We start from the raw sequence: 15415 nt of genomic DNA, 5'->3' as shown, positions 1-15415 counted from the left end.
ATATATATACAATGAAAAATTATATATCAAAAGCAACTCTAGCTCTGTTAGTAGCTCTGTCTGCTACCGGTTGCTCTGACTTTCTGGATGAGAAACTGAAAAGTGAACTGGCTCCGGACAACACATATACAAGTTCCTATGGTTTCGAAGTAGGTTCTACCGGACTTTATGCCGAAGCACGCTCTGAATACAACACTTGGGGTGAAAACGGTGCCTTCATGCACAATGCCGCTTGCCCTTACGAAGCATTACAGATTGCCACTGACCTTGCTACCATGGGTACCAAAGACGGTTCTATCCAACCGTTCGGTTTCTTGACATTAACTCCAAATACCGGTATTGTAGGCTCCTACTGGAACTGGGCTTATAGTCTGATTGCAGGAGCCAATGAGATGTTGAAATACTCGGAAATAAACACGAACTGGGATAATAGCACAGACAAGGCGCTCTATCAGGCAGAATCACGTTTTTTCCGCGCCTATGCATACCGTACATTGGTTTATCTGTATGGAGACGTTCCTTATGTAGACAAGATTCAAGATCAGTTCAGAATCGATTTTACCCGTACACCGAAGGAAGAGGTTATTGCCCACATGGTAGAAGACCTTCAGTTTGCTGTCGAGAACCTGCCTACTGACCCTGATGCCGTAAAAGTCGGCAAGCTGACCAAATGGGCGGCAGAACACTTACTAAGTGAGGTTTACTTGATGCAGGGTGATTATGCAAAGGCTGAAACTGCTGCAGAGAATGTCATCAACAGCGGATATTTCCACTTGATGGAAGACCGCTTCGGTGAAAAGGCAAAAGCAAACGGCGATGTGTTCTCCGACCTATTCGTTGAAAACAACCAAAATCGCACATCCGGCAATATGGAAAGCATTTGGGTCATGCAGTTTGAATATAACACTACTGGTGGCGGTACAAATTCCGATGACTGGACACGCCGTGCCTGGGAACCCAAATACTTCGAGATTACCGGTTTTGTTTTGGCAGACTCACTGGGTGGCCGCGGCTTGTCGCAATTGGTACCAATGAAATGGTGGATTGGAGAAGATACCGGTTTCTTTGATGAAGAAGACATTCGTAATTCCGAATACAACATCAAACGTAACTGGTATTACAACAACGAGAACATGCCCGACCTTTATGGTAAAAAAGCCACGATTACAGACGAAACATGGTTTACCACCTTCCGTCTTTATCCGGCTCTGACAAAATTCTTCTATGGCCGTTCCGAAAACCTTTCTTTGACCGGTTCCTACCGTGACCGCATGAAGTTCCGTTTGTCCGAGACTTATCTCTTACTCTGCGAAGCAAGGTTGGGGTTGAACGATATTTCAGGTGCCCGCGAAGCAATCAATGTTGTACGCCGTCGCGCACATGCTCCTGAAATTACGGACAGTGAAATGACCATGGACTTCTTGCTGGACGAACGTATCCGCGAGTTGGTAGGTGAAGAATCACGCCGCTTTACCTTATGCCGTACCGGCAAATTATTGGAGCGTACCCGCAAATACAATACAGAATCGGGGCCCGTTATGCGTGATTACCACACATTATGGCCGATTCCTCAGAGCATAATCGATTCAAATACGGGTGCAGAATTCCCGCAAAACGAAGGATATTAACAGCACAAAGACAAAATAAAACACGAATAAAGGTAAAAAGATAGTTTTCAAGATTCTCATAAAGGGAATTGTCCGCGTCCATTGAGAACAAAGGCAATTCCCTTAATTTTATCAATAAACAATCATGAAGATACACAGACAATTAACAGCAGCAGCCTTTCTGTTTATCAGTATGGCAATCATGGCACAAGTGCCATGCAGCAAAAAGGAAGTAAAAGAGAAAATGAAGCAAGTGGCAGACTGGCAAATTTCCAATCCTAACACTGCCCACGAACACCACGACCTGGATTGGACCAATGGAGCACTTTATGTAGGTATGGTAGATTGGGCTAAACTGGCAGAAGAGGAGTACAATGACAGCACCTACTATCAATGGCTCTATAAAATAGGAAGACGAAACTGCTGGCAACCCCATCAGCGGTTGTACCATGCAGACGATATAACCGTTTCCCAATCATTCATTGACTTATACCGTAAATATAAAAAAGAGGAAATACTGGCTCCTACCCTGGCACGTACGGAATGGATTGTCAACCATCCATCCAACGGTACATTCAAACTGGAGTATGGTGACAACAAAACCCTAGAACGCTGGACCTGGTGTGATGCCTTGTTTATGGCCCCCCCGGTTTATGCCAAGCTATACCGTGAAACCAACAACCGGAAATACCTCCAATTCATGGACAATGAATACCGGGCTACCTACGAATACCTATTCGATAAGGAAGAGAACCTTTTCTACCGCGATTGGCATTATTTCGGTAAAAAAGAAGCCAATGGCAAAAAGGTGTTCTGGGGACGTGGAAATGCCTGGGTACTGGCCGGTCTGGCAGAAGTATTGCAGGAGTTGCCCAAAGGCTTGATGGAACGCGCTTATTACGAAGAACTGTTTATCCGGTTATGCACACGTATCGCCGGATTGCAGAACGAAGACGGTTATTGGCATGCCAGCCTTCTGGATCCGGCTTCTTATCCTTCTCCCGAAACCAGTTCCACCGGTTTCTTTGTATATGCGTTGGCCTATGGCGTAAATGCGGGACTCTTGAATGAAGACGATTTCATGCCAGTCATTATAAAAGGCTGGAAGGCACTGACCGATGCTGTAGATGCAAGCGGTAAACTTGGCTGGGTACAGCCTATCGGTGCCGACCCCCGTAAAGTGACGCGTGACATGACAGAAGTTTACGGTGTCGGTGCGTTTCTTGCAGCAGGATGCCAGATATACAAGATGGCTGTAGATACGGAAGCTGATTATATAAAAATCTGGCCAGACAGAAAAACCATGCAGGGAAACCCTTTAAGTGGTTGGGTTGTTTATGCAAATGAGAATGTCAGCGATGACTTCTGGAAGAAATACGACCATATCTATGTACCGGAAAAAGGAACAACCGTGAAAATCTCCGATTATGCACGCGCACTCTATATCCGTACGCATTGGAGTACCTTCAATCCCGCCGAAGGAGTCTACGGCTGGGATACCAACGAAAAGTTGAAAAAAGTAATTCAAGGGGCACTCGACAGAGGTATGCGTCTCTCTTTCCGTGTAGTTGTCGACAGCCGCGACCGAAAAAATGAAGCCACTCCGGCCTATGTATTCGATGCAGGAGCCAAATACTATACAGACAATGGAAAACGCTCTCCCTATCCTGATGACCCTATCTTCCAGGAGAAATATGCAAAGTTCATAGAAGCATTTGCCCAAAAATACAATGACCCTGACCTGGTGGAATTTATAGACGGCTACGGTCTTGGCAAATGGGGTGAGGCACACACTATGAAGTACATTGACCCCAAGAACCGGGAAGCTGTGTTCAATTGGATTACAGACCTCTACGTCAAACACTTCACCAAAGTACCTTTAGTTATCAACTACCATCGTTGGATGGGTGCAGGCAAAGACTGGGCAGGTGAGGAGAATTTTGATCCCGATAGTAAACGCTTGTTGGACAGCGCTTGCGAGAAAGGCTTTTCCTTACGTCATGATGCTTTCGGAATGAGAGAGTATTACGGCCAGTGGGAGCGAAACTATGTGAAACCTTGGATTATGAAACGCCCGGTTCTACTGGAAGGTGGATGGATTGTGAGCAAGCACCCTTATCACAATGACCCGAGCGGTTACAAAACAGCCAAAGATGTGCGTATCGGAGAATTTGAAGACGGTCAGGAAGCTCATGTCAACATGATGGATTTCCGTGTAGGAGACGAAACCATGAGTTGGTTCCGTGATGCCTATCCTTTGGTTGAGCGTTTCATCTCCGAAGGAGGTTATCGTTTATATCCCGATTCCATTGTAGTTCCCAAAGAAATGAAGAGTGGTTCAAGAATAAAGATAGTACATCGCTGGAACAACTTAGGCTGGGGATATTGCCCAACCAATATACCACAATGGAACCAAAAGTATAAAGTAGCTTTCGCATTATTGAACCAAGACAATCAAGTAGTCTACTCTTATCTGGACAACAATACTGATTTATCCGTCTGGATAAAAGGCTATCCCACTTCCTATGAGTTCACTCCCAAACTTCACGGGGTAAAAAAAGGAACCTATACCTGGGCAGTAGCTTTAGTCGATACAACCAAAGGCAATGGAAGCAATGTTAAGGGGCTGGATATCTCTGCCAAGGGAACCTTCACTAATTCTGGTTGGTTAAAACTGTCAGAAGTAACTGTAAAATAAATAAGACACCCCATCGACTTTATAAACAAGAGGCTGAATTCAAGATTGAATTCAGCCTCTTGTTTATAAAGTCCAATCCATCTATTTCTTTTGCGGCAACCTCTTCAGCAAGTGGTCCACCGCCGCTTTCAGCTGTGCATCTTCTCCCTTCAAAACAGCTTCCGGTTCATTATAGACCAGGATATCAGGCTGCAACGTGCGGTTCTCCAGATAGTTGCCCTGCATATCCATGCAACCTACCTGCGGAATACCGAATACAATACTTGGATCGATCTGGCTTTCCCACCAGACAGCAGTCATGGTTCCTGCCACGGGAGCACCTATCAGCTTACCGATACCCAACGTCTTGTACACAAAAGGAGTACCGTGGGCATTGCTGTAATTATCCTCGCAAACCAGCATACACGAAGGTTTCAGCCATCTGTCAAAAGGATCGCTGCCGATGTACTGGCCACGCGGCACAAAGCGTTCATACTCCTTGCCGCTAAGTAACGTCGCTACTTGTTCGTGCAGCCATCCGCCTCCGTTATGGCGGGTATCCACCACAACAGCCTCTTTCTTACGACTGCTTTCGCTCAACAAATCGGAGTAAATCTTACGGAAGCTCGGACTATCCATACCTTTGATGTGAATATAAGCAATGCGTCCGCCGGAATATTCATCCACCTTCTTGCGGCAGTTTTCCACCCAGCGCTTATACAACAGCTCATTCTGGGCACCGTAAGATATGGGCTTCAAGGTTTCTTCAAACCGCTTTCCGGTAGCAGGATCATAGACCGAGAGAATCACCTTGCGGCCTGCCTTACCTTCGAGTAACGGGAAATAATCAGCGCCAGCCTTAATGGCAACACCATCCACTTTCTCGATAATACAGCCCGGCTTGACATCCGTCTTTTTCTTCGTCAATGGACTCTGAGCTATAATTTCTTTAATCTTCAATCCATCGCCCGCATAAGCTTCATCATAGAACACTCCCAAAGCAGCCGTAGGAAGTGCTGCGCCCGAAGCATAATAACGCGCTCCCGTATGAGAACCGTTCAATTCACCCAGCATCTCACTCAGCATTTCCGCAAAATCGTAGTTATTGTTGATATACGGCAAGAAGCGCTTATAAGTTTCTTTGTATCCATTCCAGTCCGTACCTTGCAAGTCTGCCACATAGAACTTATCATTTACCTGCTGCCAGATGTGGTCGAAGATATATTCACGCTCACCATAAGGGCGGTAATCGAAGAAAGCCTCAAATTCAATTGGAGAAATCTTGCTGCCTTCAATCTCTATCTTCTTCATTCCGTCGCGGGCACAAAGGAAGATATTCTTCCCTTCCTTGTCAGGCTGCAAAGCGCCTGCACCTACTTTCTTCAAAAGAACTTTTGTAACATTCTCTTTCAGATTGTGTTCCCAAAGATCGTACCCATCCTCGAAAACAGAAAGATAATAGAGTTTATCCCCTTTAGCAGAAAGCATGGCATCTGCCATATGCGAGGAGTTGACGGTCAGGCGTACAATACGGTCAAAGCGGTTTGCGAGGTCGAACTTTAACGGCTCTACCTTTTTCTCCTTATCTTTGTCGGCATCCCCTTTTTTCTTCTTGGCATCCTTTTCGTCTTTCTTCCCGGCTTTTTCCTTCTCTGCCTTCTCCGCTTCCTCGAGTAAAGCGGTTTCTTCCTTGTTCATCAAAAAACGGTCGTATGCTTCAGCATCAAAGAACATGATATAAGTATCGTCTTCGGCTCCCCAACTGCCGTGGCTGCGATACCCCGCACGGTCACTGGTCCAAATCATGGCTTTTCCACCCAATACCCATTTGGCATTGCCATCGTTGTATCCGCTCTCGGTCAGGTTCACCATTTCACCCTTGCCATCGGCATTCAGCAGCACAACATCTTTGTTGTTCCATCCACCTACACCGATATAGTCCGAAAGAATCCATTTGCTGTCCGGACTCCACTGAAACCACTGGTCACCGTCCGAATAAGAGTATTGATACTTGCCATCCATAACGGTACGCACATCCTTTGTCTTCAAATTGATGACACGGATGGTGCTGCGGTTTTCGAGAAAGGCAATCTCTTTACCGTCAGGGCTGTATTGGGGTTGGAAAGAAGCGGCATCCGAGTTTGTCAAGCGTTCTTCCTTCAGCTCTGTGGCATAGGTAAACAGCTTTTCATCCTTACGCACAATCGTCGAAGTGTAAAGTTGCCAAAGCCCGCCACGTTCGGAAGCATAAACCAGTGTCCGCCCATCGGGGGCAAAGTCTACGGTACGTTCCTGACAAGGAGTATTCGTTATCTGCTTCGTAGTCTTATATTCCACTGAAGTGACGTAGACATCGCCGCGCAAAACGAAAGCCACTTCCTTACCATCCGGAGACACTGCCATTTCCGTGGCACCGCTACTCTTAATCTGGCGGATAATATCCTTGTCGTTTCTGTCGGAAACAATGCTGATGTTCACCTTTTGCGCTTCTCCACCGGGAAGCAGGGTGTAAATCTCACCATCAAATCCATAGCACAACCTTCCGTCCGTAGCGGCACTGAGATAGCGTACCGGATTTTTGGTATAGTGCGTCAACTGCACGGCCTTCGCATCTCCGGGAGTACGTCGGTAGATATTGAAAGAGCCGTTTTCCTCACTCAGATAGTAGAATGTTTTTCCATCAGGAGCCCAAACCGGTTCACGGTCTTCTCCTCCGAAAGTGGTCAGCTGGCGGTACTGCGGTTCTTTTCCCGGAGTATACATCCAGATGTCACGGGCAATGGGCGATACGTGATGTTTACGCCAGTAGTCCTCGTAACCTTTCTTATCTTGATACAACATCGCTCCCTCCTTATTGATGGAGATGCACTCCATAGGCATGGACGAAATCATCGTCGGGCGCCCTCCCTCCACTGATACTCGATAGACCTGATTGAACTGCCCGTTAGAGGGAAAGACAACAGCCTCGGCAGACGGCATGATGCCCGCAGAGAACAAGACATGTCCGGCATCTGTAAAAGCAAGCGGCGTTTCGCTTCCCGAGTGGGTAGTCAGCCGTCGTGGTTCGCCTCCGTCTTTGGCCACAATGTAGACGTCCAGGCTTCCCATACGGTCCGAAGCAAAAGCAATCCGCTTACTGTCCGGACTCCATACCGGAGCCGTATCATATGCGGGATTGGTAGTTATCTGCATGGCACGTCCACCGGCAACCGGCACCGTATAGATGTCTCCTTTATACGTAAAAGCAATGGTGGTCCCATCGGGAGAGATGACACTATGACGCATCCACAGCGGAGCATCCTGCGCAAAAGTAAAACCAGCCAGGCAAACGGCAGCAATACCTAATAGTAGTTTTTTCATAATGATTCTTGTTTTTGGAGAATAAAAAAAACCTCACGACTTTTCCTTTCGGAAAAAGACCGTGAGGTTTGCTTATCATTTTAAGTTACCCTCAATTAGAGAGCACCTACTTCCTTCAAAGCGGCATTTGTCTTGTGAACGGCAGCAGCGCTGGCAGCAAATTTAGCTTTTTCGTCAGCAGTCAGTTCCAGTTCAACGATTTTCTCGATACCGTTCTTGCCAAGGATTACGGGAACACCGATACAGATGTCTGATTCACCGTATTCTCCTTCCAGATATACTGAACAAGGAATCATCTTCTTCTGGTTGTGGATGATAGACTCAACGACATAAGCGCCTGCCGCACCCGGAGCATACCATGCAGAAGTACCCAGCAACTTAGTCAGTGTAGCACCACCTACCATAGTAGAAGCTACCACTTCGTTCAGTTTTTCTTCGCTCAGCAGTGTGCTTACCGGCTGTCCTTTGTAAGTAGCCAGACGAGCCAACGGAATCATGGTAGTATCACCGTGACCACCGATAACCATGCCTTCCACTTCGTTGGCGTTGCAGCCCAAAGCCTGAGACAAGAAATATTTGAAACGAGAGCTGTCCAAAGCACCACCCATACCGATGATACGGTTCTTCGGCAAGCCCAGAGACTTCAATGACAGATAAGTCATGGTATCCATCGGGTTGGAGATAACCACAAGGATAGCATTCGGAGAATATTTCAAGATGTTCTGTGCAACCGACTTAACGATACCTGCATTAACACCGATCAATTCTTCACGAGTCATACCCGGTTTACGGGGAATACCGGAAGTAATCACTACAACGTCGGAGTTGGCAGTCTTCTCATAATCGTTGGTACAACCTACAACAGTGGTGTCGAAGCCCAGCAGTTGAGCAGTCTGCATCATATCCATTGCCTTACCTTCTGAAACGCCTTCTTTCACGTCCAGCATTACCACTTCGTCAGCCACTTCATTAAAGGCTAACACATTAGCGCATGTAGCACCTACGTTACCTGCACCTACTACGGTTACTTTTGACATAATTTCTAAAGTTTTTTGTTTATAAGTGTTCTTTAAAGATGACGCAAAAGTACAGCGAACTTCGTAATTAGAGAAATATTTCCGTAATAATTTTAGTTAAATACACATTTAGCCAATGATTAGTGGACGATGATTAATGATTAATGATTAATTTTGCGGACGATTAATGAATGTAGGACGAATAATCAGCCACCAACCATTAATCACTTAACCATTAATCATTATCAAAAATGGCAGTTAAGAAGAATACACTTCTCATCGTGGCAGGCAGCCTCCTTATCTTATTATTAATAGGAGTTACCATTCTGCTGATTTCCGAAAAGCAAACCAACAAGGAACTGGTGATGGAATTCAATCTGGATAAAGAAGACCTTGAAAATCAATACACAGACTTCGCCAGACAATATGACGAACTGAAGTTGACAGTCTCCAACGACTCCCTCTCCGTACTCTTAGAGCAGGAACAATTGAAGACCCAACGTTTATTGGAAGAACTCCGCACCGTGAAGAGCAGCAATGCCACCGAGATACGCCGTCTGAAGAAGGAACTGGCCTCTCTCCGCAAAGTCATGATAGGCTATATCAACCAGATTGACTCGCTGAACCGCCTGACTGCTCAACAGAAGGAAATCATAGCCGATGTCACCAAGAAGTACAACGCCGCTTCCCGGCAAATCAGCAACTTGTCCGAAGAGAAGAAGAACCTTACCAAGACCGTGACACTTGCCGCCCAACTGGACGCCACCAACATCTCTGTGCAGCCCACAAACAAACGCGGCAAGACTGCCAAGAAGGTGAAAGACATCGTGAAGTTCAAAATAAACTTCTCCATCGTGAAAAACATCACTGCAGAGACCGGCGAACGTACCCTCTACATCCGCATCACCAAACCGGACAATAACGTGCTGACCAAAAGTTCCTCGAACACCTTCCCATACGAGAACCGGGAACTGGTATATTCCATCAAGAAGTATATAGAATACAACGGAGAAGAGCAAGCCGTCACCGTATATTGGGATGTAGAAGAATACCTCTATGCAGGCACCTACCGCGTAGACATTTTTGCTGACGGTACCCTTATCGGTTCGCAATCATTCAGCTTGAATTAATACAAAAAAATCTAAATTATTTTGCAATATCATTGAAAGCCTATACATTTGCATCGTTGTTTATGCAATTATTGTTGCTGTATAAACAACAGATTCATCACCTTAATTAATGTATAGCCCAATGAAAAAGTTCTTCTGTTTCATCTGTTTGGCATACCTATCCTTCCCCATGAAGGCCCAGGAAGCATTAAGCTTGGATAGTTGCCGTGCATTGGCAATCTCCAACAACAAAGAACTGCTGATAAGCCAGGAAAAAATCAACGCTGCCCACTATCAAAGGAAAGCGGCATTTACTAATTACCTTCCCAACATTTCGGCCAGCGGCGGATATATGCGCAGTCAAAAAGAGTTGTCCATCCTCAGCGACGCTCAGAAAGGAGCCTTGTCCGGATTGGGTACAAGTCTCAGCGGACCGTTACAGCAGGCTGCCCAAGTCATCGCACAGCTTCATCCAGAACTGGCAGGCCAATTGCCGGCTTTAGGACAAAGCCTGGTAGGTGCCCTCGACGGTGCAGGCCAATCCTTGGTTGACGCCTTTCGTACAGACACCCGCAATATGTATGCGGGCGCACTGACCTTGACCCAACCCCTATATATGGGCGGCAAGATACGTGCCTACAACAAAATTACCAAATACGCCGAAGAGCTGGCCCGCCAGCAGCACAACACCGGTATGCAGGAAGTAATCCTGAGTACAGACCAGGCATATTGGCAGGTAGTGTCCCTTGCCCATAAAAAGAAGCTGGCAGAAGGTTATCTGAAACTACTGCAGAAGCTCGACAGCGACGTTGACAAAATGATTGCCGAAGGCGTTGCCACCAAAGCAGACGGACTCTCCATCAAAGTAAAAGTGAATGAGGCCGAAATGACCCTGACCAAAGTAACCGATGGCCTGAGCCTTGCCCGGATGCTGCTGTGCCAATTGTGTGGTCTCGACCTTTCCACTCCCGTCATGCTCACAGACGAACAGAAGGAAGACCTGGCTCCCACTACTCCGGAAAACGGTGCCATCGACATCAACAATGTTTATGCTACCCGTCCCGAAGTGCGTAGCCTGGAACTTGCCACGCAGATTTATAAGCAGAAAGTAAATGTCACCCGTTCGGAATATCTTCCTTCCATAGCACTAATGGGCAGCTATATGGCAACCAACCCTTCCGTCTTCAACAGTTTCGAGAAAAAGTTCAAGGGGATGTGGAATGTGGGTGTCATGGTGTCGGTACCCATCTGGCACTGGGGCGAAGGCATCTATAAAGTAAAAGCAGCCAAATCGGAAGCACGCATCGCCCAATACCAGTTGGATGACGCCAAAGAAAAGATAGAGCTGCAGGTCAACCAGTCGGCTTTCCAAGTGAACGAAGCTGCCAAGAAACTGACCATGGCCGAAAAGAACCTGGAAAAAGCCAACGAGAACCTGAGATACGCCACACTTGGCTTTGAGGAAGGCGTTATACCTGCCAGCAATGTGCTCGAAGCGCACACCGCATGGCTTTCTGCCCAATCGGAAAAGATAGACGCACAGATTGACGTAAAACTGACGGAAATCTATCTGAGAAAGGCAACGGGGGAATTGACAATTGATAATTGATAGTTTCTTCAATCGTAAATAGTAAACAGTCAAATAGTAAATAATATGTTGGATACAAAATCACAAAACAGTAACATGTTGTTGGCATTCCTCACGCTGACGGGAGTGATTGCCATCGTTGCCCTTGTAGGTTTCTTCATGTTGCGTAAAGGGCCGGAAATTGTGCAAGGACAAGCAGAAGTAACGGAGTATCGAGTATCGAGCAAAGTGCCGGGACGTATTCTGGAATTTCGTGTAAAAGAGGGACAAAGCGTACAAGCCGGAGACACCCTTGCCATTTTGGAGGCTCCGGACGTGCAGGCCAAACTGGAACAAGCACGCGCCGCCGAATCGGCAGCCCAAGCCCAGAACGAAAAAGCTCTGAAAGGCGCCCGTCGGGAACAGATACAAGCTGCCTATGAAATGTGGCAAAAGGCACTGGCCGGACTGGAGATTACCGAAAAATCCTACACGCGTGTGAAGAACCTGCACGACCAAGGCGTGATGTCTACACAAAAGCTTGACGAAGTTACCGCCCAACGCAATGCAGCCCGGGCTACGGAGAAAGCCGCCAAAGCCCAGTATGATATGGCCAAGAACGGTGCGGAACGCGAGGACAAAGCCGCTGCCGCTGCCTTGGTGGAACGTGCCAAAGGAGCTGTGGCCGAAGTTGAATCGTACATCAAGGAAACTTACCTGATTGCACAGACTGCCGGTGAGGTATCCGAGATATTCCCCAAAGTAGGCGAGCTCGTGGGCACGGGTGCTCCCATTATGAACATCGCCATTCTGGACGATATGTGGGTAACCTTCAATGTACGCGAGGACTTGCTGCAAGGGTTGGGTATGAATACCGAATTCGAGGCGTTCATCCCTGCACTCAATAAGAATATCCGCCTGAAAGTGTACTATATGAAAGACCTCGGCACATATGCCGCCTGGAAAGCGACCAAGACTACCGGCCAGTTCGACCTGAAAACATTCGAAGTAAAAGCCGCTCCGCAAGAGAAGGTGGAAGGACTGCGTCCGGGAATGAGTGTTGTATTGAAGAAGTAAAGGAGTTATGAGTTATTGGAGAGGATGATGGAAAGAAATAAGAAACATACGGCTTTGTGGAATGTAGCAAGACGCGAATGCCGCCGTCTTGTTTCCCGCCCGCTCTATCTGTTCTGTATGGTGATAGCACCGTTGTTCTGCTACATATTCTTCACCACGCTGATGGACTCCGGGCTTCCCACGGACATGCCCGTAGGTGTGGTGGACCAAGACATGAGTGCCACTTCACGCCAGCTGATACGTAACTTGGACGCTTTTGAGCAGACAGCCGTCGTCGCCCGCTACCCTACCGTCAACGAAGCCCGTACCGCCATGCAGCGCGGAGAGATTTACGGTTTCTTCTACATTCCCGAAGGTACCTCTGCCAAAGCGCAGGCCGGACGGCAGCCCAAACTCTCTTTCTATACAAACAATACCCTGCTCATCGCAGGTTCACTCCTCTTCAAGGACATGAAGATGATGAGCGAATTGGCATCCGGTGCCGCAGCACGTAGCACCCTATATGCCAAAGGAGCTACCGAGGAACAAGCGATGGCCTTCCTCCAACCCATCGTCATAGATACGCATCCACTCAATAACCCGTGGCTGAACTACTCCGTATATCTGTGCAACACCTTTGCACCGGGCGTATTGATGCTGCTTATCTTCATGGTAACCGTCTATTCCATCGGAGTCGAGATAAAAGACCGCACCGCCCGCGAATGGCTGCGCATGGGCAACAACTCCATCTGGATTTCCCTTGCCGGCAAACTGCTGCCGCATACCGCCATCTTCTTCCTGATGGGAATATTATATAATGTATACCTCTACGGTTTCCTCCATTTTCCCTGCAACAGCGGCATCCTGCCGATGCTGCTTGCCACCCTTTGCCTGGTGCTGGCATCGCAAGGCATGGGAATATTGATGATAGGAACCCTGCCTACCCTGCGTCTGGGACTCAGTTTCGCTTCCCTATGGGGCGTACTCTCTTTCTCCATGTGCGGATTGTCATTCCCTGCCATGGGCATGCACCCCGTATTGCAGGCATTGGCAAATCTGTTCCCCCTGCGCCACTATTTCCTGATTTATGTGGACCAGGCACTGAATGGATACCCCATGATTTACTCGTGGGTCAACTACGTAGCGCTGCTTATTTTCATGATGCTCCCGTTCCTTATAGCCCATAGGCTGAAAGGAGCGTTGGTTTACTATAAATACATGCCCTAATGAAAGACCTGACGTTCAGACAGAAAGTGATACAAGGCATTCATGACTTGTTCTATATATGGAAACGGGAATTCGGCACCACCTTCCGCGACCAGGGCGTGCTCATCTTCTTCGTGCTCGTTCCGTTGGTCTATCCGTTGATATACGCTTTCATCTATACCAACGAAACTATCCACGAAGTGCCCACTGTCGTGGTGGATGACTCACGCTCCTCGTTGAGCCGCGAATACCTGCGGAAAGTGGACTCCAGTCCCGAAGTGAGCCTCGTGAGCTACTGCGCCGATATGGAAGAAGCCAAACTGATGTTGAAGGACCGCAGGGCATACGGCATTATCTACATCCCCTCCACCTTCAGCGACGACATTGTACGCGGTAAGCAGACGCAGGTCAGCATCTTCTGCGACATGAGCGGACTGCTGTATTACAAAGCCTTGCTGACTGCCAACACCAACGTGTCGCTCGCCATGAACGCAGACATCAAAGTGGAGCGAAGCGCCAATACCACCGACCGCCAAGACGAGATTACCGCCTACCCGATAGAGTATGAGGATGTCGCCCTCTATAATCCGACCAACGGATTTGCCGCTTTCCTGATTCCGGCAGTATTGGTATTGATTATCCAGCAAACGCTGCTACTCGGCATCGGCTTGTCTGCCGGGACGGCACGCGAGCAGAACCGCTTCCGCGACCTGGTGCCTATCAACCGCCACTACAACGGCACACTACGCATTGTGATGGGAAAAGGGCTGAGCTACTTCATGGTATATTCACTGGTATCGGTATATATACTGTGTGTGGTTCCATGGCTTTTCAGCCTCAACCAAATAGCGATACCCGGTGTCCTGACTCTGTTCACCCTGCCCTACCTGGCCGCTTGTATTTTCTTTGCCATGACAGCATCCATTGCCATCCGCAACCGCGAAACGTGCATGCTGCTGTTCGTGTTCACCTCCGTGCCGCTGCTGTTCCTCTCCGGCATTTCATGGCCGGGAGCTGCTATGCCCGCTTTCTGGAAGTACTTCTCGTACATCTTCCCTTCTACCTTCGGCATCAACGGCTACGTACGCATCAACAGCATGGGAGCCACACTCAATGAAGTCTCTTTCGAGTACCAAGCACTATGGATACAAACGGGCTTCTACTTCATCACCACGTGCCTGGTATATCGCTGGCAGATATTGCAGAGCAGGAAACATGTGATTGAAGAGTATAAGAAGCATAAGAGTATAGAAGCGTAACACATTGTTCCAAGCCTACGAAACAAAGTGTTCACATGCGTTTGAACACTTTGTTTCAGCGTATCAGAACAATTTGTTCCAATATATAAAAACAGTTTGTTCGCCATATTGAAACAGTCTGTTCCCTTATAGGAAACAGACTGTTTTGTTAAAGGAAACAAATAGTTGCCCTACAGCATCGGCAAGGCAGCAAACAGACAAACGGTTGTAATACCTAATTACGGTCGCATGTGTTTCTCCAATATCGGGTAAAGTATCTCAGCATACCTCATAAAGCCCAAATCGGTAAAATGAATGCCGTCTACTGTAGCCTCCCCGTCGTGGCCGATGATGTCACGGGAAGCAAGGAAATAGATGTTTTTCTCTCCACGTTGCTTCAAAGAACGGAAAAAGGCATTCAATGTCTCATTCTTGTCCTTTACCTCCTTGGCAATCCTGGTGTCAAAAGGAGAGTGGGTAAAGAGAGGGTCTTCCACGAAAAGGACAGGCGTATCGGGATGCTTGCTGCGGATAGTGGTATACCTCAAATCCGCAACTAAGCTCTTCAGCGTCCTTCTT

Annotated in this window: 9 protein-coding genes and 1 pseudogene; 7 read left to right on the top strand and 3 right to left on the bottom strand. The window is 47.6% G+C overall.

Features of this window, described 5'->3' with window-relative positions; genetic code table 11:
- Positions 1 to 11 precede the first annotated feature (11 nt).
- Complete coding sequence (locus tag DW096_RS18445) at positions 12 to 1628, top strand: RagB/SusD family nutrient uptake outer membrane protein (protein ID WP_009037857.1); 1617 nt, start codon at positions 12 to 14, stop codon at positions 1626 to 1628.
- 172 nt (positions 1629 to 1800) lie between these two features.
- Positions 1801 to 2862 (top strand): annotated as a pseudogene (locus tag DW096_RS19635) (glycoside hydrolase family 105 protein); the annotation flags it as partial.
- 1524 nt (positions 2863 to 4386) lie between these two features.
- Here DW096_RS19635 and DW096_RS18435 read toward each other — a convergent pair.
- Both DW096_RS18435 and mdh read right to left on the bottom strand, forming a co-directional pair.
- Positions 4387 to 7644: a S41 family peptidase gene (locus DW096_RS18435; RefSeq protein WP_057281570.1), complete on the bottom strand. Its 3258-nt coding sequence runs from the start codon at positions 7642 to 7644 to the stop codon at positions 4387 to 4389.
- A gap of 95 nt (positions 7645 to 7739) precedes the next feature.
- Entirely contained in the window at positions 7740 to 8681 is a 942-nt protein-coding gene (mdh, locus tag DW096_RS18430; protein ID WP_005829779.1) for a malate dehydrogenase, read from the bottom strand.
- Between the two features lie 230 nt (positions 8682 to 8911).
- Between mdh and DW096_RS18425 the strand changes: the two genes are divergently transcribed.
- From DW096_RS18425 to DW096_RS18405, 5 genes are all read left to right on the top strand, one after another.
- Positions 8912 to 9790 (top strand): hypothetical protein, encoded by an 879-nt coding sequence (locus tag DW096_RS18425; RefSeq protein ID WP_057281569.1) that lies wholly within the window; start codon positions 8912 to 8914, stop codon positions 9788 to 9790.
- A gap of 121 nt (positions 9791 to 9911) precedes the next feature.
- Positions 9912 to 11378, top strand: coding sequence for a TolC family protein (locus DW096_RS18420; protein WP_008664221.1), 1467 nt, complete (start codon positions 9912 to 9914; stop codon positions 11376 to 11378).
- Positions 11379 to 11423: 45 nt separating this feature from the next.
- Complete coding sequence (locus tag DW096_RS18415; RefSeq protein WP_016273128.1) at positions 11424 to 12413, top strand: HlyD family secretion protein; 990 nt, start codon at positions 11424 to 11426, stop codon at positions 12411 to 12413.
- Between the two features lie 24 nt (positions 12414 to 12437).
- A complete protein-coding gene (locus tag DW096_RS18410) occupies positions 12438 to 13619 on the top strand; it encodes an ABC transporter permease (RefSeq protein WP_080650777.1) in 1182 nt (393 codons plus the stop codon).
- Positions 13619 to 14857 (top strand): ABC transporter permease, encoded by a 1239-nt coding sequence (locus DW096_RS18405; RefSeq protein ID WP_005829766.1) that lies wholly within the window; start codon positions 13619 to 13621, stop codon positions 14855 to 14857. The genes DW096_RS18410 and DW096_RS18405 overlap by 1 nt, the downstream gene beginning before the upstream one ends.
- Positions 14858 to 15075: 218 nt before the next feature.
- Here the strand turns inward: DW096_RS18405 and DW096_RS18400 are convergent.
- Positions 15076 to 15415: SGNH/GDSL hydrolase family protein (locus tag DW096_RS18400; RefSeq protein ID WP_305000184.1), on the bottom strand; the 340-nt coding region annotated here is incomplete at its 5' end.

The organism is Bacteroides sp. AM07-18, from assembly GCF_003602695.1.
In the GTDB taxonomy this organism is placed as follows: domain Bacteria; phylum Bacteroidota; class Bacteroidia; order Bacteroidales; family Bacteroidaceae; genus Bacteroides; species Bacteroides uniformis.
The sequence above is the reverse complement of the archived record's forward strand: the minus strand, read 5'-3'. Positions and strand labels throughout refer to the sequence as shown.

Bases quoted from the DNA above. Each gene is read 5' to 3' on its own strand.
- DW096_RS18445 (WP_009037857.1), top strand. From the start codon at position 12: ATGAAAAATTATATATCAAAAGCAACTCTAGCTCTGTTAGTAGCTCTG.
- mdh (WP_005829779.1), bottom strand. From the start codon at position 8,681: ATGTCAAAAGTAACCGTAGTAGGTGCAGGTAACGTAGGTGCTACATGC.
- DW096_RS18435 (WP_057281570.1), bottom strand. From the start codon at position 7,644: ATGAAAAAACTACTATTAGGTATTGCTGCCGTTTGCCTGGCTGGTTTT.
- DW096_RS18410 (WP_080650777.1), top strand. From the start codon at position 12,438: ATGATGGAAAGAAATAAGAAACATACGGCTTTGTGGAATGTAGCAAGA.
- DW096_RS18425 (WP_057281569.1), top strand. From the start codon at position 8,912: ATGGCAGTTAAGAAGAATACACTTCTCATCGTGGCAGGCAGCCTCCTT.
- DW096_RS18420 (WP_008664221.1), top strand. From the start codon at position 9,912: ATGAAAAAGTTCTTCTGTTTCATCTGTTTGGCATACCTATCCTTCCCC.
- DW096_RS18415 (WP_016273128.1), top strand. From the start codon at position 11,424: ATGTTGGATACAAAATCACAAAACAGTAACATGTTGTTGGCATTCCTC.
- DW096_RS18405 (WP_005829766.1), top strand. From the start codon at position 13,619: ATGAAAGACCTGACGTTCAGACAGAAAGTGATACAAGGCATTCATGAC.